Source organism: Streptomyces antimicrobicus, assembly GCF_020532625.1.
Taxonomy (GTDB): Bacteria; Actinomycetota; Actinomycetes; order Streptomycetales; family Streptomycetaceae; genus Streptomyces; species Streptomyces antimicrobicus.
The window spans coordinates 1-22,378 of sequence record NZ_JAJAUY010000098.1; the positions used below are offsets into that span (position 1 = coordinate 1).

At 73.0% G+C, this 22,378-nt stretch carries 17 protein-coding genes; 7 read left to right on the forward strand and 10 right to left on the reverse strand.

All coding sequences use genetic code 11. The features are described from left to right. Positions 1-1,657: amidohydrolase (locus LG632_RS21545; RefSeq protein ID WP_226729054.1), on the forward strand; the 1,657-nt coding region annotated here is incomplete at its 5' end. Between the two features lie 126 nt (positions 1,658-1,783). Beyond that, entirely contained in the window at positions 1,784-3,313 is a 1,530-nt protein-coding gene (locus LG632_RS21550) for a helix-turn-helix domain-containing protein (protein WP_226729055.1), read from the forward strand. 21 nt (positions 3,314-3,334) lie between these two features. On the opposite strand, the gene LG632_RS21555 is transcribed toward LG632_RS21550, so the two are convergent. Genes LG632_RS21555 through LG632_RS30740 form a run of 3 tightly spaced genes read right to left on the reverse strand, consistent with a single transcriptional unit; the run spans position 3,335 to position 7,737 of the window. Further along, on the reverse strand, positions 3,335-6,517 hold the full coding sequence (locus tag LG632_RS21555) for a tetratricopeptide repeat-containing S1 family peptidase (RefSeq protein WP_226729056.1): 3,183 nt from the start codon (positions 6,515-6,517) through the stop codon (positions 3,335-3,337). Further along, entirely contained in the window at positions 6,514-6,864 is a 351-nt protein-coding gene (locus LG632_RS21560) for a trypco2 family protein (protein WP_226729057.1), read from the reverse strand. The genes LG632_RS21555 and LG632_RS21560 overlap by 4 nt, the downstream gene beginning before the upstream one ends. A gap of 45 nt (positions 6,865-6,909) precedes the next feature. Then, positions 6,910-7,737: a beta family protein gene (locus LG632_RS30740; protein WP_374203534.1), complete on the reverse strand. Its 828-nt coding sequence runs from the start codon at positions 7,735-7,737 to the stop codon at positions 6,910-6,912. A gap of 105 nt (positions 7,738-7,842) precedes the next feature. Between LG632_RS30740 and LG632_RS21570 the strand changes: the two genes are divergently transcribed. Both LG632_RS21570 and LG632_RS21575 read left to right on the forward strand, forming a co-directional pair. Further along, entirely contained in the window at positions 7,843-8,442 is a 600-nt protein-coding gene (locus LG632_RS21570; RefSeq protein WP_226729059.1) for an excalibur calcium-binding domain-containing protein, read from the forward strand. A gap of 103 nt (positions 8,443-8,545) precedes the next feature. Then, a complete protein-coding gene (locus LG632_RS21575; RefSeq protein WP_226729060.1) occupies positions 8,546-10,000 on the forward strand; it encodes a cytochrome P450 in 1,455 nt (484 codons plus the stop codon). Between the two features lie 99 nt (positions 10,001-10,099). Here LG632_RS21575 and LG632_RS21580 read toward each other — a convergent pair whose 3' ends face one another. Continuing rightward, positions 10,100-11,551 (reverse strand): MFS transporter, encoded by a 1,452-nt coding sequence (locus tag LG632_RS21580; RefSeq protein WP_374203535.1) that lies wholly within the window; start codon positions 11,549-11,551, stop codon positions 10,100-10,102. Between the two features lie 183 nt (positions 11,552-11,734). Between LG632_RS21580 and LG632_RS21585 the strand changes: the two genes are divergently transcribed. Continuing rightward, entirely contained in the window at positions 11,735-13,798 is a 2,064-nt protein-coding gene (locus LG632_RS21585; protein ID WP_226729062.1) for a S9 family peptidase, read from the forward strand. 151 nt (positions 13,799-13,949) lie between these two features. Here the strand turns inward: LG632_RS21585 and LG632_RS21590 are convergent, their stop codons facing one another. The 6 genes from LG632_RS21590 to LG632_RS21615 form a co-directional block, all read right to left on the reverse strand. Continuing rightward, positions 13,950-14,963, reverse strand: a complete 1,014-nt coding sequence (locus tag LG632_RS21590; protein ID WP_226729063.1) for an ABC transporter ATP-binding protein — start codon at positions 14,961-14,963, stop codon at positions 13,950-13,952. Next, positions 14,960-16,000, reverse strand: a complete 1,041-nt coding sequence (locus tag LG632_RS21595) for an ABC transporter ATP-binding protein (RefSeq protein WP_226729064.1) — start codon at positions 15,998-16,000, stop codon at positions 14,960-14,962. The genes LG632_RS21590 and LG632_RS21595 overlap by 4 nt, the downstream gene beginning before the upstream one ends. Further along, positions 15,997-16,986 (reverse strand): ABC transporter permease, encoded by a 990-nt coding sequence (locus LG632_RS21600; protein WP_226729065.1) that lies wholly within the window; start codon positions 16,984-16,986, stop codon positions 15,997-15,999. Before LG632_RS21600 ends, LG632_RS21595 begins: the two co-directional genes overlap by 4 nt. Then, positions 16,983-17,963: an ABC transporter permease gene (locus LG632_RS21605; RefSeq protein ID WP_226729066.1), complete on the reverse strand. Its 981-nt coding sequence runs from the start codon at positions 17,961-17,963 to the stop codon at positions 16,983-16,985. The genes LG632_RS21600 and LG632_RS21605 overlap by 4 nt, the downstream gene beginning before the upstream one ends. A 22-nt stretch (positions 17,964-17,985) precedes the next feature. Next, positions 17,986-19,728: an ABC transporter substrate-binding protein gene (locus tag LG632_RS21610; RefSeq protein WP_226729067.1), complete on the reverse strand. Its 1,743-nt coding sequence runs from the start codon at positions 19,726-19,728 to the stop codon at positions 17,986-17,988. A 171-nt stretch (positions 19,729-19,899) separates the two neighbouring features. After that, the gene (locus LG632_RS21615; RefSeq protein WP_226729068.1) at positions 19,900-20,307 is read right to left on the reverse strand and encodes a hypothetical protein; all 408 of its coding nucleotides are present in this window, start codon (positions 20,305-20,307) and stop codon (positions 19,900-19,902) included. Positions 20,308-20,562: 255 nt separating this feature from the next. Between LG632_RS21615 and LG632_RS21620 the strand changes: the two genes are divergently transcribed. After that, entirely contained in the window at positions 20,563-21,426 is an 864-nt protein-coding gene (locus LG632_RS21620; protein ID WP_226729069.1) for an SDR family NAD(P)-dependent oxidoreductase, read from the forward strand. A gap of 73 nt (positions 21,427-21,499) precedes the next feature. Then, positions 21,500-22,378: helix-turn-helix transcriptional regulator (locus LG632_RS21625; protein WP_226729070.1), on the forward strand; the 879-nt coding region annotated here is incomplete at its 3' end.

Genomic DNA, 22,378 nt, shown 5'->3' on the forward strand with positions numbered 1-22,378 from the left:
GCGCCGGCTGGTGGGCCGGGACACCGAAGTGGTCGACGCGCGGGGCGACACGCTGATGAGCGGGATCCACGACGGGCACGTGCATCCCCTCGGCGCCGGCGACCGGTCGCTGCGGCCCTCGCTGGAGGGCGCCGAGACCACCGTCGCCGAGCTGACGGAGCTGCTGACCGGCTTCCTCGCCGACACCGGCGGCGCGGGCGCGGAGCCCGACGGCTGGCTGGTGGTGGAGGACTGGAACCCGGTCGGCCTGCTGCCCGCCGGCACGGCCGCGCACCACGCCCTGCTGGACGCGCTGCCGACCCGCCGGCCGATCGCCCTCGTCGGCGGCGACGGCCACAACCTCTGGGCCAACCAGCGGGCCCTGGACATCGCGGGCATCACCGCGGCCACCCCGGACCCGGTCGGCGGCAAGGTGGTCAAGGGACCGGACGGGCAGCCGACGGGCGTGCTCAAGGACGACGCGCAGGACCTCGTCAAACGGCACATACCGGCCCCGACCCGGGCCGAGCTGGTCGCGGCCTGCGCCGCCGTGCTGGAACAGGCCGCGGCCTGCGGGGTCACGACCATGATGGACGCGCTGGTGGGGCGCCACGAACTGGAGCTCTACCAGGCGCTCTCGGCGGCCGGCCGGCTGCCGCAGCGGATCGTCCCCGCGGTCCGGCTGGACGCCGTACAGGCCACGGACCCGGAGGCGGCGGTGGCGTACGCGCGGGGGCTGGAGCGGGAGTTCGGCGGGGTGGCCGGGCTGCGGTTCGGGACCGTGAAGGTGTTCCTGGACGGCGTCATCGAGTACCCGGCGCAGACGGCCGCGCTGCTGGAGCCGTACCTGGACGGCGAGGGACGGCCGACCGCCAACCGGGGCGAGCTGTACGTCCCGGCCGCCGCGTACGGGGCGCTGACCGCCGCGTTCAACCGGATCGGCTGGCAGATGCACGCCCACGGCCTCGGCGACCGGGCGGTACGTACCGCTCTGGACGGATACGCGTACGCGCAGCGCGTGACGGGCCGACGGGACCTGCGCAACACCGTCGCGCATCTGCAGCTCGTGGACCCGGCCGATCTGCGGCGGTTCGCGCAGCTGGGGGTGGCGGCGTGCCTGCAGTTGCAGTGGGCGGCCCAGGACACCTGGACGATGGAGGCGCTGCTGCCGTACATCGGACCCGAGCGGCACCGCTGGATGTACCCGGCACGCAGTCTGGAGCGGGCGGGGGCCCGGCTGTCCGGCGGCTCCGACTGGCCGGTGGACGCGCTCCAGGTGTGGAACCAGCTGCGGACCGCGATCGACCGGCAGGGCGCGCACGGCACGGGCCCGCTCCACGTCGAGCAGGAGGGACTCGGCCGCACCTCGGCGCTGCGCATGCACACCCTCGGAACAGCCTGGCAGTTGCGCCAGGACGAGCGGACCGGCACGGTGGAGCGGGGCAAGGCCGCGGACCTGGTGCTGCTGGACCGGGACGTGACGCGCTGCCCGGTGGCCGACATCAGCGCGACGCGGGTGCGGCTGACGCTGGTCGGCGGGCGGGTGGTGCACGACGCCGACTCCACCGCGGGCCGGGCGGCCGAGGGGCGCACGGCGCGCGCGGTGGCGGGGCCCCGGCCGGCGTCGTACGCGGCGGTGCACGGAGGGCGGCACCGGGCGTGCGGGTGCGGGGGCTGAGCGGCCGAATGTCCGAAAAGGCCCAGAGGGGGCCGTTCATCCACTCCGCCGGGATCTGACGACGCGTAACACCCGTCCGCCACACCCGATGAGTACCTCATCTCATATCTGAGATACGGTGCACCCATGGCAGACGACTACCTCGTACGCATCGGCAAGCTCATCCGTGACGCCCGGCAACACCGGGGCTGGACACAGAGTCAGCTCGCCGATGCGCTCGGCACCAGCCAGAGCGCCGTGAACCGCATCGAGCGCGGCAACCAGAACATCAGCCTTGAGATGATCGCCCGAATCGGTGAAGCGCTCGACAGCGAGATCGTCTCCCTGGGCTACGCCGGCCCGATGCACCTGCGCGTCGTGGGCGGTCGCCGGCTGTCCGGCGCGATCGACGTCAAGACCAGCAAGAACGCGTGCGTCGCACTGCTGTGCGCCTCGCTGCTCAACAAGGGCCGTACGGTGCTGCGCCGGGTCGCGCGGATCGAGGAGGTCTACCGGCTGCTGGAGGTCCTGGGCTCCATCGGCGTACGGACCCGCTGGATCAACGGCGGCGTGGACCTGGAGATCGTCCCGCCGGCCGAGCTCGACATGGACGCCATCGACGCCGAGGCGGCGCGGCGGACCCGGAGCATCATCATGTTCCTGGGTCCGCTGCTGCACCGGATGGACAGCTTCCGCCTGCCGTACGCCGGCGGCTGCGACCTCGGCACCCGCACCATCGAGCCGCACATGATCGCGCTGCGGCGCTTCGGCCTGGACATCACCGCCACCGAGGGCATCTACCACGCCCAGGTCGCCCCGGGCGTGAGCCCCGGCCGGCCGATCGTCCTGACCGAACGCGGGGACACCGTCACCGAGAACGCCCTGCTCGCGGCCGCCCGCCACGACGGCGTCACCGTCATCCGCAACGCCTCGTCCAACTACATGGTCCAGGACCTGTGCTTCTTCCTGGAGGCGCTGGGCGTGAAGGTGGAGGGCATCGGCACCACCACCCTCACCGTGCGGGGCGTCCCGGTCATCGACGTGGACGTGGACTACTCCCCCTCCGAGGACCCGGTCGAGGCCATGAGCCTGCTCGCCGCCGCGGTCGTCACGGAGTCCGAGCTGACGATCCGCCGCGTCCCGATCGAGTTCATGGAGATCGAGCTGGCGGTCCTGGAGGAGATGGGCCTGGACCACGACCGCTCGGCGGAGTACACGGCGGACAACGGCCGTACCCGCCTGGTCGACCTGACGGTCCGCCCGTCGAAGCTCGAGGCCCCGATCGACAAGATCCACCCCATGCCCTTCCCGGGCCTGAACATCGACAACGTCCCGTTCTTCGCGGCCATCGCCGCCGTGGCCCAGGGCAAGACCCTGATCCACGACTGGGTCTACGACAACCGCGCCATCTACCTCACCGACCTCAACCGCCTCGGCGGCCGCCTCCAACTCCTGGACCCCCATCGCGTCCTGGTCGAGGGCCCGACCCGCTGGCGCGCGGCCGAGATGATGTGCCCCCCGGCCCTCCGCCCGGCCGTGGTCGTCCTCCTGGCCATGATGGCCGCCGAGGGCACCTCGGTCCTGCGCAACGTCTACGTGATCAACCGCGGCTACGAGGAACTGGCCGAACGCCTCAACTCGGTGGGCGCCCAGATCGAGATCTTCCGGGACATCTAGGGATCCGGGCCCCGTCACTCCTCACGACGGAGGGTGGTGGGGCCCAGTCCCCTTCAGCGGGACCCATCTCGTCATCGAGTCCCAGGCCTCCAGAGCGTCCGTCAGGAGTTCCAGGCCGGTGGGAGAACGAGGTCCAACGGCGCTCGTCACGACGAGCAGCACTCCTGCGTACTGCTGCACCAGCGCGGTGAACTCGTCGGTCGCGGGCGCGCTCCAGAGCTGGCCGACCGTTGCAACCGCGAGCTCACCGGGACCGGTGAACACCTGGGCGAGCCCGTCGGACGACCTGGACGGCATTCCGTACCACAGCGGTCGCAGGCCAAGCGCTTCCGCGCCGACCGACCGGGGTCCGAAAGCGGCCGTGGCCGTCCAGCGTTCGCCGTCCGGGACCAACTGCGCCACCTCCAGGGAGGGGTTGACCACGAGGGCAGGAACGAGTCGGCCGCTGCGCTCACCCACCGGCACTCCGGCGGCGAAGGCCCTCCAGCTGATACCCGCCTCCTTGGCCAGGCTGATCAGGGCCGAATCGTTCCAATGCGGATACCGGCACAGTCCGAAGTGGAAGAGCCGTGCGTCGGCCCATCGGTACTGCTCGTCCACATGGAGTGCCGGCACACCGTCACCCAGCGGGTATCCACAGTCCTGGCAGTCGCCGGCCCAGAGCAACTGCATGAGGGAACGGGCTTCCTCCTGCCCGAGCCTGACCAGGCAGTCCTGGCTGAAGGCCAGGTACGGGAGTCCGGGCGAGCCGTCCTCGGCTTCCAGGACCACCCAGCCCGACGGATGGCCGTGCTCCCGTGCCCGGCTCCACCACTCCTGCCCCAACTGAAGGTTGCCGAAGGAGTACGCGGTCACGCCGGCCATCAGGCAGCCGACCGGGTCGCCCAGATTGCCCTGCGCGACCGCCGCGTCGTAGGCCCGTGAGACGTAGGCGTTCGCCGTTTCGTGGTCCTCCCGACGCAGGAGGACGCCGGCGTACGAGAGCGCGGCAAGCGGGATCTCACCGTCCGCGGCCACTCTCAGGGCCTCGACGGCCTCGTCCGACTGCCACTTCGACCGCAACCAGTCCGAGTAGTGCAGGGCGCTCCCGGGATCACCGGCCTGGGTGCCGCGCTTCCAGAGCGCTGTCGCCTCGTCCTGGTTGCCCAGCTTCTCGTGGACCAGGCCCAGGGGGCCGATCGACTCCCGTTCCCCGCCCTCGACCGCACGCTCGTACCACTCCCGTGCCGCTTCGAGATCCCCTCTCGCGAAGGACAGGGCCCCCATGTTGTGCGCCCCGGTGGCGTCACCCAGGCGGAAAGCCCGCTCGAAGCAGCGCCCGGCACCGTCGTAGTCCTTCTCCGCGGCCAGCAGCGCCCCCAGGTTGATCAGAGCGTCGGGATCGTCGGCCGCCGCGAGGGGGTGGAGCACCTCCTTGGCCACGTCCGGCCGACCCGCCACCTTGGCGACGGTCGACACCAGCACACGGCGCGTGTCGTCCACGATCCGCAGGGCCTCGTCCCAGACCTGCTCCGGGAGCTCACTCGGGCGGGACCGGCGCGCGGCGTCGGACACGAGGTAGTCGAACGGCTTCCACGATCCGCCCCGGCCCGGTACCAGGGGGCTGGTCACGCCCAGCACGATCCTGGACGCCCAGGCCCAGGCCTCCTCCATGCCTTCCGGCCGCAGCGCCGGGCCGCCCGCCCGGTCGAGGAAGTACGCGTGGAGGCGCTCCAGGGACTCCGGCGGCAGCGCCGTGTCCACACCCGTGCGTGCCAGAGCGACGGCGGCCGCGACGAGTGCGGCACCACGGGGGTTGCCCTTCACGCGGGAAGCGGCCTTCCACCGCTTGAGGACCTGCGGTCCCGCCGCGAGGTACTCCGCCACCCCGTGTGCCCTGTCGGCCTTCAGCGCCGCGGCGACGCGCGGATCCTCGCTGGACGCGGCGGAGCGCCGCTCGTCGTCGGTCCAGATCCGGTCCAGGACGATGTGATGCGCTGCGCGGATCACTCTGCCCGGCGAGGACGGCAGGCGCGGCCCGGTGCTCCGTGAGAGCGGCGGGGCGTCCTCCTCGTCCGTGTAGTGGGCATGGAACTCGGTGCGCAGCGTGGCCAGCACGATGGTGCCGCGGCGGACGAGCCGGTCGAGCAGGGACGGCGTCAGCCCGTCGGAGCGCAAGTAGTTGTGCAGGTCGTCGAGCCACACGACCTTCTCGTGATCAGCTCCGGAGGAGGAATGCAGGAGGGACAGGTCGGCGTCGGGGTCCGGCTTGCAGACCGACCGGTCCGCGAGGTTGCGGACCATGCCTTCGAACAGGACCCGCGTCTTGCCCGCAGCCGAATCCCCGGTCAGCAGGAGCATGCCGCCCGTTTCCGCCAGCGCTTCGAGGCGGGCGTCCACCTGCGCGTCGACGCCGCGCGGCACGTACGGCACAACGTCCGGATGGCCGGAGGCGTCCGGCGCAAGATGAACACCGAAGGAGACCGGCTCGGCGTCGGTGACCGGGAGCCAGTCGTCCTCGCAAGCGGCGGAGGCCTCGTGGGCCACCTGCGGCGCCGGCCGGCCGATCTCCACCACCTCGGGACACAGTCCCGCCGCGGCTTCCATGGCCCGCCGGAATCCGGCATCGGCCACCACGACGGAGACGGGCACGGCTTCCACCCGCGCATGCCCCCACTGCGCGGGATCCCCGGAGACCACGCCGACCAGGTGGTCGCCGGCGAAGAGCGCGGCCCCCGACATCCCCTGCCACGGGGATGCGCCGCAGGTACCGGTCGCGGGGGGCGGAGCGTGGGCGCTGTCCAGGACGTAGCGGCCGCGCAGGACGGACGATCCGGGTTTCAGCGTGCCCACGATCTGCTCGGTGTCCGGCCGCGTCCCGTCCCGGAGCGCGATACGCGGGTAGCCCACCGCTTCGCAGTTCTCCCAGGCGGCCAGACCCGCGATCCGGCCCCACCGGACATCGGACATCCGGCACGTCGCGGGCTCCCTGACCAGGTCTTCATCCGCTGCGAGCAGGGCCGCGTCGCACGACTCGTCGTAGCGGCGCCACACAAGGCGGCAGTTACGCGTCCCCGTCCCTCCGGGGACGGCGACGCGAGCGACGCCGTCCTCCCCGTCGAACAGGTGCGCCGAGGTGAGCACCAGGCGGGAGTCCAGCAGGAAGCCGCTGCCTTGCCGCGCTCCCTGGACGACGGCGATGCGTTCGAGGGATCGGGCGCTCATCCGCCGCGCAAACCGGACGGATGCTCGAAGTCACCCAGGTCGACCTCGGCCTGGTGTCCGATCTCGACCGGCCCGCCGTGGGCGGCGTCCTTCGGCTTCAGCTTCACGGACACCTTGTGGACGGCGTTCTGCGCCACGCCCACCTGGGCGTCGCCGGAGACCACCCATGCCTTGAACCCCGCCTTGGCCGTCGCGTCGCGCCGCAGCTCGACGGAGAAGTCCAGGGTGATCTCCTCGACCGCGAACTTGATGCGCCGGCCGTCCGCGGCGTGCACGGCGGCCATCAGTTGATCCCGCAAGCCCTCTACGGCTTCGGTGAGTTCCACGTCCTCCAACGGATCGCGCACGTCTCCGACTCCCCCCGTTCGACGCACCGTCAACCGCTACCAGTATCACACCGCCCCTGGCACGGAACGGGGCTCCGGCGGCATTCCCAGAGGGACCACCGCGCAGGCAGACGCCACGACGGCCGCACCTGTCCGTGACGTCCGGGCACCGCTCGGCGTGCCCGGCGTCATGGGCGGCGCAGGGTGCGGGCGACGTAGGTCAGGTGTTGGAACCAGGGCGTCGAGGGCGCGGAGCGCCTGCTTGCCGGCGTCGGGGCGGTCGGCCAGGACGCCGCCGAGGTCGAGGAGCAGGTCGGCCCTGACCGCCGGCTCGGCGCGGGCCAGCAGGGACCGTACGGCTTCGGCGGTCCCGGCGTCCCACCCGCCCGTCACGCGGACGCGGACCCCGACCCCCCGCCCGCCACGGGCCGCCGCTTCCAGGGACGTCGTCTGCTGGAGCCGGGAGCGGTCCGGTCCGGTCACCGGCCGGAGGGCCCCGAACTCGGTGTACGCGCGCAACTCCCCGGCCAGGAGTGGTACTTGGTCATCCTGCGCCGCCCAGGGCGCGTCGATCCACGCGGTGCGTCCCGCTGGGCCCGGCTCACCGCGCCGATCTCCTTGCGCACCTCCCGGGTGAGGGCCGGACCGGCAGTGCCCGGCATCGGCGGCGGCAGGATCCACAAGGGTGCGACGTTGCGCTGGTCCGTCGGCCGGAGCCAGCCGTAGGCCTTCACCGCGTGCGGCGCTGCGGACAGGACAGGGACGTAAGGCGGTTCGGACACGGCGGATTCCCCCTCGGCTCGGCCGACTCCGGTGACCTCTGGGCCAGGGTGCAGGCGGTCGGCCGTCCCGGAAAGCGGGCGCGCTCGGCCGGTTTGGCCGGAAAGCGCTCACGGGGGCGGGGAGGGCGCTTGTAGGCTGCGGCGGTTTCTGGTGGGGATCTTGTCGGTGGCTGGTTCCGGGTCGCGTGGGGGACGTGTGCGGAGATGTCGGTTCGGCGTGGCGGGGGTCGCGGGGGTTCTCGTGGTGCTCCTCGCCGGGTGCGGGGGGTCCGCGGGCCGGGCGGGGAAGAAGGGCGGTAACGGTCCGGCGGCCGCCGCGCCGTCCGCCTCGGCCAAGGCGGTGATGCCGGCCCTCGTCGGGCAGGCGTTCGCCGATGCGGAGCCCGCCGTCGTCAAGCTGACCGGGGGGAGCGTCGAGGCGCGCAGCGCCTACGGGGACGTCTCCCTCGCCGCCGACCACGCGCAGTGGAGCGTCTGCTTCCAGACTCCGGCCGCCGGGTCCGAGCTCGCTCCCAAGGCCGCCGTCGAGCTGTCGCTGGCCGCGCCGGGGACCGCCTGTCCCGAGCAGGCCGGTGCCCCGCTGAAGCCGTCCAAGGGCCCGTCCAAGGCCCCGGCCACACCCTCGGCGAAGGCGCCCACGAAGACGCCGGACGCCGGGAGCACGCCCGGCAAGGCGGCCACCACCGCCCCGGCCGGCGTGTACTACAAGACCTGCGCCGAGGCCAGGGCCGCCGGCGCGGCGCCCATCCGGCGCGGGCAGCCCGGCTACGGCAAGCACCTCGACCGGGACAACGACGGCATCGCCTGCGACAAGTAGGCCATGGCCGAAATATGTTGGATCTGCCGCTTCCGTGCAGATCGGCGGGCCAGAATCGGGAACGTACGGGCACGACGACGGACGACGTCGACCAGGGGGAGTCATGGCAGTGGACACGCAGGCGGTCGCGGCGGAGGGGATTCCCGAGCTCGCGGGGGTTCCGCTGCTCGGGTCGCTGTTCGACCTGAAGAAGGACTCGATCGGGACCTATCTCAAGGCCCAGCGCACGCACGGTGACGTCGTACGGATCACCGCCGGCCCGCCCGGGCTGCGGGCCGCGCTGTACTGCGTCTTCTCGGCCGAGGGCGCCCAGCAGGTGCTGGCCGCGCAGTCGGCCAACTTCCGCAAGGACAACCCCTTCTACGAGGAGGTCCGGGAGTCCTTCGGCAACGGGCTGCTGACCAGCCAGGACGAGGAGTACCTGCGGCAACGCCGGCTGGTGCAGCCCCTGTTCACCCGCAAGCGGGTCGACGGCTACGCCGGCGCGGTGGCCGCCGAGACCGGCACCACGATCGGCGGCTGGCACGACGGCGCGGTGGTCGAGCTGACCGACGAGATGATGCGGCTGGCCCTGCGCGCGGTGGCCCGGATCCTGTTCGGCACCGACGTGGAGGCCACCGTGGACGTGGTGGACCGCTGCTTCCCCGTCATCGCGGAGTACTGCCTGCGCCGCGGCTACTCCCCCGCCAACCTCCCGCGCACCTGGCCCACGCCCGCCAACCGGCGGGCCGCCGCCGCGATGGACGAGCTGTACGGGGTCTGCGACCGGATCATCGCCGAGCGCCGCGGCCGCGACACCGCCGCGAGCGGGGGCGGAGGCGGGGCCGCGAGCGAGGGCGGCGGCGCGAACACGGCTGCCGGCGAGGGCACGGGCACGGGCGAGGGCGAGGACCTGCTGTCCCTGCTCGCCGCGGCCCGCGACGGTGACAGCGGCGACGCCTTCGACTCCACCGAGCTGCGCGACCAGGTGCTGATCTTCCTGCTGGCCGGGCACGAGACCACGGCGACCTCGCTCGCCTTCGCCCTGCACCTGCTGGGCCGCCACCCCGAGCAGCAGGACCGGGCCCGCGAGGAGATCCGGCGGGTGCTGGGCGACCGGACGCCCGAGGCCGCCGACCTGGACCGGCTGCCGTACCTGACGCAGGTGCTGAAGGAGGCCATGCGGCTGTATCCGGCGGCGCCGGTCATCGGCCGCCGGGCGGTGGCCGCGACCGACATCGCCGGGCGGCGGATCCCGGCCGGGGCGGACGTGATCCTGGCGCCGTGGGTGACCCACCGGCACCCGGACTACTGGACCGACCCGGAGCGCTTCGACCCGGACCGCTTCGCGCCGGAGGCGGAGGCGGCCCGGCCGCGGTACGCGTGGTTCCCCTTCGGTGGCGGGCCGCGCGCGTGCATCGGGCAGCACTTCTCGATGCTGGAGTCCGTGATCGCGCTGGCGATGATGCTGCGGGCCTACGAGTTCGAGGCGGTGGACACCGAGGTCCCGGTCAGCGCGGGCATCACCCTGCGCGCCGAGGGCCCGGCCCGCTGCCGCGTCCGCGCCCTGGCCCCCTAGGGCCTGTCTTCCGGATCAGGCCGGGCTCGCGGCGTCCTGATCCGGCCTGATCCGAAAGACAGACCCTGGGCCGAACCGGTTCCGTTTCCGTCCCGACGTTCATCCGCCCGGCCCCGGACGGTGGTTGCCCTGCAGCCGTTCGAGGTCGGACGGCCGGACCTGGATCACGAAGAGGGCGGTCAGCGCGCCGAGCAGCGTGAAGCACGCGGCCGCGACGAACGCGTGCGAGATCCCGGCGGTGAGGACCTGGTCGCCCCACGGGTCGGGGAGCCGGTGGGTCCGCCGGAAGCTCAGCAGCTCCTCCGGCCGGGCCCGGGCGAGGAAGGCCGGTACCTGCGCCGCGGCCTCGTCGCGGCTGGCCGTGCCGAAGACGGTGACCAGGATGGACAGCCCGAGCGAGCCGCCGACCTGCTGCATGGTGTTGAGCAGGCCGGAGGCCGCGCCCGACTCGCGGTCGGGCACGTCCGACAGGGCCATCAGGGTCAGGGCCAGGAACTGCATGCCCATGCCGGTGCTGAACACGAGCAGCGGCCCGAACACGTCACCGAAGTACGTCGAGTCGACGTCGACCCGGGTCAGCCAGGACAGCCCGGCCGCGCAGCACAGCGCGCCGAGCACCATGAACGGCTTGGGCCCCAGCCGCGGCAGCAGCCGTGCGGTGACGCCCGCCACGACCGCGACCATCACGCTGACCGGCAGGAACGCCAGGCCCGCCCGCAGCGGGCTGAAGTCGAGCACGTTCTGCACGAACAGCGTCAGGAAGAAGAACATCCCGAAGATCGCGCAGGCCAGGAAGAGCATGATCCCGTACGTCCCGGCCCGGTTGCGGTCGGCGAACATGTGCAGCGGGGTGATGGGCTGCGGCGAGCGGCGTTCGTTCAGGACGAAGGCGGTCAGCAGCACCACGGCCGCCGCGAAGGACGCCAGGGTCCAGGGGTCGCGCCAGCCGTCCTGGGCGGCGCGGATGAAGCCGTACACGAGCGCGACCATGCCGAGCGTGGAGGTCAGCGCGCCGACCAGGTCGAAGTGGCCGGGGTGCCGCGCGGACTCGTGCAGCACCCGCCCGGCCATGAGGGCGATCAGCAGCGCGATCGGCACGTTGACGAAGAAGACCCAGCGCCAGTCGAGCCATTCCACGAGGATCCCGCCGGCCAGCACGCCGATGGCGCCGCCGCCGGCCGAGACGCCGGCGAACACGCCGAAGGCGCGGTTGCGTTCGGGGCCTTCGCGGAAGGTGGTGGTGATCAGCGCCAGGGCGGTCGGCGAGGCGACGGCGCCGCCGACGCCCTGCAACGCGCGGGCGGCCAGCAGCTGTCCGGCGTTCTGCGCCAGTCCGCCGAGCAGTGAGGCCAGCCCGAAGAGCAGCACGCCGCAGACGAACACCCGTTTGCGGCCGAGGAGGTCGCCGGTCCGGCCGCCCAGCAGGAGGAGTCCGCCGAAGGTGAGGGTGTAGGCGTTCACGACCCAGGACAGGCTCTCGGTGGAGAAGCCCAGCGCGGTCTGGATGTGCGGCAGCGCGATGTTCACGATGGTGATGTCGAGGACCACCATGAGCTGGCACGAGGCGATGACGAACAGCGCCAGGCCGTTCCCGCCCGCCCGGACCGCGGCTCCGGTCCCGGTGCGGGTGGGCTGGACGTGGGGCTCCACCCTGTCGACGCTAGACCCGCCCCTGGGGCCGCACCACTCCACCGGCCTAGGCGCTGTGATATTTCACATGTCACACTACGATCCATGAGCGACTTCCTCGATCTTTCGGCCCGTACCCGCCGCTTCACCCACGGCGCCCCGCGCGCCTTCGCCTTCGGCGACGGGGCCCGCCTGCTGTACTTCCTGCGTTCGAGCGGCCCCACCGACCCTTACGACAGCCTGTGGGTCCTCGACACCACCACCGGCGTGGAACGCCTGCTGGCCGACCCCCGCGCGCTGGCCCCCGAGGGCGGCGAACTCCCCGTGGCCGAGCGCCGGTTGCGCGAGCGGATCCGGCTGGTCGCCGCCGGGATCGGGTCGTTCGCCCTGTCCGGCGACGGCCGCCGGGCGGTCTTCGCCCTGTACGGGCGGCTCTACGCCGTCGAGGCCGACGGCGGGGCCGGGCCGCGGGAGATCCGCACCGCCGGCCCGGCGTTCGACCCGCGCCCCGACGCCGACGGCTCCACCGTCGCGTACGTCTGCGAGGACGCGCTCCATCTGGCCCCGGGCGGCCGGATCAGCCCGGCCGACGGTGCCCGCTGGGGCCTGGCCGAGTTCGCGGCGGCCGAGGAACTGGACCGCCCGCGCGGCCACTGGTGGTCGCCGGAGGGGCTGAGCGTGCTCGCCGCCCGGGTGGACGACAGCGCGCTGGAGCGCCGCCACTTCGCCGACGCCGCCCACCCGGAGCGGCCCGCCGAGGACTTCGCCTACCCCACGGCCGGCGGGCCCAACGCCGACGTCCAGCTGTGGGTGCTCGGGCCCCAGGGGCGGCGGGTCCGCCTCGACTGGGACGCCGAGCGCTTCCCGTACGTCTGCGACGCCGGATGGGAGTCGGAGCAGGAGATCCTGCTGACCGTCGCGGACCGGCTCCAGCAGCAGGTGCTGCTGCTCTGCGCCGACCCCGCCACCGGCCGCACCCGGGAGCTGTCGCGCACCACCCATCCGCAGTGGGTGGACCGGCTGCCCGGCACCCCGGCCCGGCTGCCCGACGGACGCGTGCTCACCTCCGTCGACACCCCGGGCCAGCTGGCGCGCGGGCTCGCCGTGGACGGCAAGCCGCTCACCGGCGGCACGCTCCAGGTCCGCCGCGTGGCCGGCGTCCACCAGGGCCGCCTGCTGGTCGAGGGCGCGCTCGGCGACCCCGCCGAGCAGCAGGTGCTGCTGATCGACCCGGACACCGGAGAGCTCACGCCCGTGGCGGACGGGCCGGGTGTGCACACCGTGGCGGCCGATGCCGGGGCCCTGCTGCTCACCACGGCCGACGCCGACGGCTTCCGGCGCACCCTGACCACCGCCGACGGCCGCGCGCTGGGCGTCCGGGACCTGGCCGAGCCGCTGCCGTACCGGGTGACCCCGGTGCTGGAGCGGGTGACCGAACACGGCGTGCCCACCGCGCTGGTGCTGCCCCGCGGCCACGCACCGGGCAGCCGGCGGCTGCCGGTGCTGCTCGACTCCTACGGCGGCCCGGGCTACCAGGACGTGTCCGCCGAGCCGCGCCGCTGGCAGGCCCGCCAGTGGTGGGCCGACCAGGGGTTCGCCGTGGTCACGATCGACAACCGCGGCACCGCGAACGTCTCGCCGGCCTTCACCCACGCCATGTACCGCGGCTTCTCCGCGGTGACGCTGGAGGACCAGGTCGCCGCGCTGGCCGCGCTCGGGGCGCGCCACCGCGACCTGGACCTCGGCCGGGTCGGTGTGCGCGGCTGGTCGTACGGCGGCTATCTGGCGGCGATGGCGGTGCTGCGCCGCCCGGACGTGTTCCACGCGGCCTCCGCCGGGGCCCCGCCGACCGACTTCCGGCTCTACGACACCGCGTACACCGAGCGCTACCTCGGCCTGCCGCAGGAGAACCCCGAGGTCTACGAGCGGGACTGCCTGATCGGTGACGCGCCGCGGCTGTCGCGGCCGTTGCTGCTGATCACCGGGCTCGCCGACGACAACGTCCACCCCTCGCACACGCTGCGGCTGTCGCAGGCGCTGACCGACGCGGGCCGGCCGCACCAGCTGCTGGCGCTGCCCGGGGTGACGCACATGACGCCGTACGGGGTGCAGGAGAAGCTGATGCGGCAGGAACTGGCCTTCTTCCGACGGGAACTGGGCGTCGCCTGACCGGTCCCGCAGCCCCGCCGAGCCGGGGTGCGCGACCCCGCCGACGGGCTGCGCACCCCCGCGGTGACGGGTGCGCGCCGCGCGCAACGGCCGAAGGGCCCCGGAGACGCCATCGGCTCCGGGGCCCTCCCCGCTTCCCTGGGTTTCCCCGTCAGTCCCCCGGGAAGTGGCAGGCCACCTCGCGCGTCGCGCCCGGGTCCGCGATCCGCAGCAGCGGACGCTCGGTGCGGCAGACCTCCTGGGCCTTGGGGCAGCGCGGGTGGAAGGTGCAGCCGGGCGGGGGCGCCGCCGGGCTCGGCGGGTCGCCGAGCAGGGTGATCCGCTCCCGCCGCCGTTCGGCGGCCGGGTCGGGCAGCGGTACGGCGGACAGCAGGGCCCGGGTGTAGGGGTGGCGCGGGTCGTCGTAGAGGGACTTCTTGTCGCCGATCTCGACGATCCGGCCGAGGTACATCACGGCGACCCGGTCGCTGACCCGTTTGACCACCGACAGGTCGTGCGCGATGAACACGTACGCCAGCCCGAGTTCGCGGCGCAGCCGCTCCATCAGGTTGACGATCTGCGCCTGCACGGAGACGTCGAGGGCCGAGACCGGCTCGTCGGCGACGATCAGCCGGGGGCTGGTGGCCAGCGAGCGGGCGATGCCGATGCGCTGGGCCTGGCCGCCGGAGAACTCGTGCGGGTAGCGGTCGATGTGCTCGGGGATCAGCCCGACGAGCTCCATCAGCTCCGCGGCCCGGCGCCGGGCGTCGCCGGCCGACCAGCCCTGGACCAGCAGCGGGTCGGAGATGATCCGGGCGACGGTCTGGCGCGGGTTGAGCGAGGAGTGCGGGTCCTGGAAGACCATCTGCAGGTGCCGCCGCAGCGGCCGCAGCGCGCCCTGCGACAGCCGCGTGATGTCCCGCCCGTCGAACGTGACGCTGCCCGAGGTGGGTTCGAGCAGCCGGACGAGCATCCGGCCGGTGGTGGACTTGCCGCAGCCGGACTCGCCGACCAGGCCGAGGGTCTCCCCGGCGGCGAGGTCGAAGGAGATCCCGTCGACCGCGCGCACGGGCGCCCCGCGCCCCCCGGTCCGCCCGCGCCGGCCGGGGAAGGCCATGGTCAGGTCCCGTACGGCCAGCAGCGGCGCGGCGCCGGCGCCGCCCGTGGTCGTGGGCTCGGCGGTCATCGGGCCCCCTCCTTGACGGGGACGGCGGGCCCGGCCCCGGCGGGACCGGCGAAGTGGCAGGCGACGCTCCGGTGCGGGTGGTCGCCGTACGCGGCGAGGAGCGGCCGCTCCTGCGCGCACCGGCCCCGCTCCGCCTCGCCGGCGGCCTCGGCCCGCGCGCAGCGCGGGGCGAAGGCGCAGCCGGGCGCGGGGGCGAGCAGCGAGGGCGGGGCGCCGGGGATGGCCCGCAGCGGCGCGTCGTCGGGGTCGTCGAGCCGCGGCAGCGACTCCAGCAGCCCCCGCGTGTAGGGGTGGGCGGGCTCGGCGAACAGGTCGTCGACCGGTGCCTGTTCGGCGGCCCGGCCGCCGTACATCACCAGCACCTCGTGGGCGACCCGGGCGACCACGCCCAGGTCGTGGGTGATCATCACGACGCCGAGGCCGCGGTCCTGCTGGAGCCGGGCGATCAGCTCCAGGATCTGCGCCTGGACGGTGACGTCGAGCGCGGTGGTGGGTTCGTCGGCGATGAGCAGGTCCGGCTCGCAGGCCAGGGCCATGGCGATCATGGCGCGCTGGCGCATGCCGCCGGAGAACTGGTGCGGGTACTCCCCCGCGCGGCGGGCGGGCTCGGGGATGCCGACCTCGGCGAGCATCTCCACGGCCCGCCTGCGGGCGGCGGCGCGGCCGGAGCGGAAGTGGACCCGGTGGTGCTCGGCGATCTGCTCGCCGACCGTCCAGTACGGGTGGAGGCTGGACAGCGGGTCCTGGAAGATCATCGCCATCTTGCGGCCGCGCAGCCGGGAGAGTTCCTTCTCCGGCATGCCGGCCAGTTCCTGCCCGGCCAGCCGGATCGAGCCGCCCACCTCGGCGCCGCGGTGCAGGCCCATGACGGCGAGCGAGGTGACGGACTTGCCGGAGCCGGACTCCCCGACGATGCCGAGGGTACGGCCGGCCTCCACGGTGAAGCCGAGGCCGTCGACGGCCCGGACCCGGCCGCGCGGGGTGGTGAAGGTGACCTGCAGGTCGCGGACGTCGAGCAGGGGCGTCCCGGTCGTCATGCGTACCTCACTCTCGGGTCGACGACGGCGTACAGGAGGTCGACGACGAGATTGGCGACGACGATGAAGAAGGCGGCCAGCAGCGTCACGCCGAGGACGACGGGCTGGTCCGCGCCGACCAGGGCGCCGTAGAACAGCCGTCCGATGCCGGGCAGTCCGAAGATGGACTCGGTGATGACGGCGCCGGCCAGCAGTCCGCCGAGGTCCATGCCGAAGATGGTCAGGATCGGCGTCATCCCCGAGCGCAGGCCGTGCTTGACGACGACCGTGCGCTCCGGCATGCCCTTCGCGCGGGCGGTGCGGATGTACGGCTCGGCCATCGCCTCGATCATCGAACCGCGGCTCTGGCGGGCGTACATGGCGGCGTACAGCAGGGCCAGGGCGGTCCACGGCAGCAGCAGGTTGGTGGCCCAGCCGAGCGGGTTGTCGGAGAAGACCTGGTAGGTGGGGTACGGCAGCAGGCCGGCGATGCGGATCACCCCGTAGATGAGCATGACGGAGGTGAAGTACACCGGCAGGGAGGCGGCCGCGACGGCGCCGACCATGAGGGCCCGGTCGGTGAGCGTGTCCTTGCGCAGGGCGGCGGTGACGCCGGCGCCGAGACCGAGCAGCAGCCACAGCGCGGCCGCGCCGAAGGCGAGGGAGGCCGAGACGGGCAGCCGGTCCATGAGCAGGTCCCACACGGGCAGGGAGTTCTCGTAGGAGTAGCCGAGGCACGGGAAGCCGCATTCGACGGCGTACTGGCCGGTGCCCAGGGTGCGGCCGGTGAAGATGCCGGTGAGGAAGTCGAGGAACTGCCGCCACACCGGCTGGTCCAGGCCCAGGTACGTCCGTACGTCGGCGAGCCGTTCGGGGCTGCACGTCTTGCCGCAGGCGGCCGCGGCCGGGTCGGAGGGCAGCACGTAGAAGATGAGGAAGGTGACGGCGGCGATGGCCAGCAGGACGCCCACCAGGGCGAGCAGGCGGCGCGCGAGGTAGAGGATCACGTGCGGCCTCCCCTCGGGTCGAGGATGTCGCGCAGGGCGTCACCGAGCAGGGTGAAGGCGAGGACCGCCAGGAAGAGGAAGGTGCTCGGGATGATGAAGTACATGGGGTCGGTCTCGTAGAAGGCGACGGACTCGGCGATCATCTGGCCCCAGGAGGGGGTGGGCGGGCGGACGCCCACGCCGAGGTAGCTCAGCGCCGCCTCGGTGCTGATCATGCCGGGGACGAGCAGGGTCGTGTACGCGATGACCGGGCCGGCGACGCCGGGCAGGATGTCCCGCGTCAGGATCCGCCAGGAGCTCGATCCGCCGACCCGGGCGGCGTCGACGTACTCGCGGTGCTTGAGGGAGAGGGTCTGGCCGCGCACCACGCGGGCGACGCCCGGCCAGCCGAACAGGCCGATGACGGCGGTCATGAGCACGATCCGGTTGACGTCCTTGGCCACCGACAGCATCGCGATCATGAAGATCAGCGAGGGGAAGGACATCGTGAGGTCCATCAGGCGGGACAGGACGGCGTCGGTGCGCCCGCCGAAGTAGCCCGCGGCGATGCCGGCGGCGGTGCCGGCGATCACCACGATGGCGGTGGCGGCGAAGGCGATCAGGAGCGAGACCTGGGCACCGTGGACGACGCGGGCGAACAGGTCGCGGCCGGTGACGGGTTCGACGCCGAGCCAGTGCTCGGGGGAGATCCCGCCGAAGGAGCCGAGCGGGAGGCCGCCGAGGTAGGGGTCGACGGCGGACTTGTCGAACGCGTCCGGGGACCATCCGCCGAGCGCGCCCAGCCAGGGGGCGGTGACGGCCATGAGGACGAAGAGGAGGACGACGGCGAGGCTGACGCGGACGGTGGGCCGGCGGCGCAGTTCCCGCCGGGCGAGCTGCCAGGGGCTGCTGCCCGGGGGAACGTCACGCGCCTGGGGCGCTGCGGTGCCGGTGCCGTCCGGGGCCGCCGCGGGGGCGGCCGGCGGGGTGGCGGTCATGGGTGGGGGACCTCGCTGCCCGTCAGCCCTGGCTCTTGGACGGGTCCTTCAGACCCACCGTGGCGTAGTCGATGGTGCCGGTCCACACCGGGTGGCCGAAGGCGCCGGCGATGTTGGTGCCGACGAGGAGGGGCTTGCGCTCCAGGAAGACCGGGATGGAGGGGGCCTTCTTCATCACCTCGGCGTCGAGGTCGATCCAGGCCTGGTTGGCGGCCTTGGGGTCGGACATCGCGTTGATCTCGTCGATCCGCTTCATGGTCGCGTCGTCGCGGAACTGGCTGTAGTTGCCCTGGTTGCCCTTCTCCTTGATGGTGCGTCCGTCGAAGACGAACGGCATCCAGGTGGAGCCCGAGGGGTAGTCCGGGCACCAGCCGGTGAAGGTCATGTCGGGCGTGGTGGACAGGTCGCCGATGACGTCGTAGTACGCGCCCGGGTCGACGGTGTCGATGACGACCTCGACGCCGGCGCGGGCCAGGCCCTGCTGGATGGCCTCGGCCACGCCCTTGTCGCCGGTGGAGACGGTGAGGGAGACCTTCAGGCTCTCCTTGCCGGCGGCCTTGAGGAGCTCCTTGGCCTTCGCCGGGTCGCCGGCCGGCGCGATCTTGAGGGTGTCCGCCTGCTTGCCGCCGGTGAGGGCGGGCGGCAGGTAGGCGGTGGCGATCTCGTTGAGGGCGGGTCCGCCGTTGGCGGTGACGACGGCCTCCTTGTCGATGGCGTAGTGCATGGCCTCGCGGACCTTGGGGTCGTTGAAGGGCGCCCGGGAGTTGTTCAGGTGCAGCATGGTGGTGCAGCCCTGGGACTCGGCGAGCAGACGCGCCTTCACGTCGGGCTTGGGCAGCACCTTGGGGGCGCTTTCCGGCCGCATGTCGGCGTACTCCACGGAGGAGGCGTCGGCGCCTTCGCTGGCGATGATCCGGTCGTCGATCTGGCCGCCCTTGAGGCCCATGACGACGACGAACTTGTCCGGGTAGGCCTTGCGGACCGGGTCGGTCTTGGGGTCCCAGTGCTCGTTGCGGACCAGGACGAGCTTCTTGTCGCGGTCGTAGGTCTCGATCTTGTACGGGCCGGAGGAGAACGGGCGGGCGTCGTACTGGGTGCCCTTCTCCTGGGACTGCGGGACCGGCGCGAAGGTGGGGAGGGTGGCGGTCGCGGAGAACTCGGCGACGGGGCGCTTGAGTTCGAAGACGATCGTGCGGTCGTCGGGGGTCTTGACGGAGTCCAGGTGCTGGCCCTGGAGCGGGCCCTTGTAGTTCTCGCCGCCGGCCAGGTACTGGGCGGCGTAGTCGGGGCCGCCGGTGAGGTCGGGGGCGAAGGACCGCTCGACGTTGTACTTGACGTCCTGGGCCTTGATGGGGGTGCCGTCCTCGTACTTCAGGCCCTCCTTCAGGGTGAAGGTCCAGGTGCGGCCGCCGTTGCTGGGGGTGCCGAGGTCGGTGGCCAGGTCGGGGACCAGCTCGCTGCCGGCCTTGCCGGGCTCGGCCTTGAAGGTGACGAGGGTGCGGTAGAGCAGCCGGGTGCCGAAGTCCATCGCCGGCATCGTCCAGTTGCGGGCCGGGTCGAGGTGGGAGAAGTCCTGGTTGGACAGGACGGTCAGGGTGCCGCCCTTGACGGGGGTACCGCCGAGGATCTTGCCGTCGTTGGCGGCGGCGGGATTGGCGCCGCCGCCCTGCGAGCCCTTCTTCCCCGTGTCGGAGCAGCCCACGGCGCCGAGGACGAGTGTCGCCACGAGGGCGGTGGCGAGGGCGAGACGGTGGGGCTTGGTCATGGGTCACTCCAGTAAGGGCCGCGCTCTAGGATGTGACCGGTAACATAGTAATGTGAAATTGCACTGACAAGGGGTCTGCAAGGGCGTTACCCAGCCGTGTCCCGAACCGGAAGGCCCGAGGACCCCGCCGCACCGGCGACGAGGCCCTCGGGAACGCACGTTGACGACGGGTCAGTTGAGGTCGATGTAGCGGGTGCAGCTGCCGCCGATGAGGGACTTGAAGATGAACTTCACGTACGGCTTGCGGTTCTTGGCGACCGCCACGTCCTTGGTCGTCCCGTCGGAGATCTTCGACCACCCCGGGTACAGGGTGAACTCCTGGATGGTCGTCCTGCCGTCGTCGGCCCGCCAGTACACGTTGACGGCGGAGAACTTGTCGCTCATGTTGTCGAAGGTGATCTCGCGGAGCATGGTCTGCTGACCGTAGTCGCGGTACCACACCTTCGCACTGTGCCCGCAGTCGACGGACTTGTACTTGTCCACCGCCGCGGCCTGCGCCGGAGCGACGGCCAGGACCGAGAGCGAGGCCAGCGCCCCCGCGACGGTGGCCGCACTCACCAGATGCTTGCGTATCGACATGCCGTTCTCCCCGTGGTGGCTTTCATCAGGTCGGCAGGAATCTATCGGCGCCGCTCCGCCCGGGACGATCGACCAGCGGCGTATCCGCGGGTCGACCGGCGCCGTACCCCGGCGCCGTACCGGCGTGGTACCTACCGCCCACCCACGGTGTAGACGGCTCCCCCCACGGTGGGTGGTGGCGGAGAGGGTGGTCCTGGTGGACCCGGGGTGGGGGCGGGCCTGGTCCGGGCGGTGGGGGCGGGTGAGGGTGGGGACATGACGAGGAGCACGAACACCGACCGCCCCGGCCGGGACACGGCCACCACCGCCACCACCGCCACCGCCGACTCCCCTCGACGCGACGACGAGTTCGACGGGCGCGTGGTGCTGGTGACCGGAGGGAGCCGGGGCATGGGGCTGGCCGCGGCGCGGCGGCTGCTGGGGGCCGGCGCGCACGTCGTGATCACCGGGCGCGACACCGCGCGGCTGGAGCGCGCCACCGGTCTGCTGCGGGAGGTCTCCGACGGCGGTCGACGGCTGCTGGCCGTCCGGGCGGACGCCGCCTCCACCGCCGATCTCGACCGGCTCACCGCCACCGTCGGCGAACGCCACGGCCGGCTCGACGGTGTCTTCGCCAACGCCGGGGTCGGCAGCTTCCGGCCCGCCGCGGAGGTGAGCGAGGCGGACTTCGACCACGTGGTGGGCGTGAACTTCAAGGGCGTCTTCTTCACCGTGCAGAAGTCCCTGCCGCTGCTCGACGCGGCCGGCCCCGGCGGTTCGGTGGTCGTCAACGCCTCCTGGACGCTGTACCGGGGCATGCCGCACGCGCCGGTGTACTCGGCGGCCAAGGCCGCCGTGCACAACCTCACCCACACGCTCGGCAGCGACCTCGCCGGGCGCGGCATCCGCGTCAACTCGGTGAGCCCGGGCTACATCGTCACCGACATGTTCCGCTCGGCCGTCCCCGACGAGACGGCGTACGGGGCGCTGCGCGCCGAGGTGCCGCTGGGGCGGCTGGGCGAGGCGGAGGACGTCGCCGAGACCGTGGCCTTCCTGCTGTCGGCGCGTTCCGCCTACATCACCGGGCAGGACATCGCCGTCGACGGCGGCCTGGTGAGCGTCGTCCCGTCCGGGCGGTGACGCCCGCCGCCGGGGCCCGGGTGGTCCTGGCAGGGCCAGGCTGGACGGCCCGCCGGTCGGTGAGAATCGGGGCATGAGCCCCGCGACGAGCCTCGGCACCTTCCTGCGCACCCGGCGTTCCCGACTGCTTCCGCAGGACGTGGCGTTGCCCGACTACGGCGGGCGGCGGCGGGTCAGCGGGCTGCGGCGGGAGGAGATCGCCCAGCTGGCGGGGGTCAGCGTCGACTACTACACGCGGATGGAGCAGGGCCGGGTCCCCCACCCGTCCGCCGAGGTCCTCGACGCGCTCGCCCGGGCGCTGAAGCTGACCGCGGACGAGCGGCGGCACCTGCACCACCTGGCCGGGCCGCGGCACGGTGCCCGGCCCGCGGCCCGGGGCGCAAGCGCGCAGGCGCCGCAGGAGGTGCGGCCGATGCTGCGCCGGCTGCTGGACGAACTGACCGACGTGCCCGCGCTGGTGATGGGCCGGCGGATGGACGTCCTGGCCTGGAACGCCGCCGCGGTGGCGCTGCTCGGCGACTACGGCGCCCTGGACCCGGCCGAGCGCAACATCGCCCGGATCACCTTCCTCGACCCCGCCTCCCGGGTGCTGTTCGCCGACTGGCACTCCTGCGCCCGCGAGAACGTGGCGTATCTGCACCTGGAGGCCGGACGGCGCCCCGACGACCCGCAGCTGGCCCAGCTGATCGGTGAACTGTCCATGCGCAGCGAGGAGTTCCGCGGCTGGTGGGCCCAGCACCCGGTGCAGGACAAGACCTCGGGCACCAAGCGCTTCCGGCACCCGGTGGTCGGCCGGCTGGAGCTGAGCTACGAGACCCTGCGCTCGGCCGACGACGCCGAGCAGGCGCTGGTCACCTACGCCGCCGCGCCGGGCACGCCCTCGCACGACGCGCTGCGGATGCTGCTGGCCTGGCAGGCTCCACCCGCCACCACGACCCCGACGGGCCCGGCG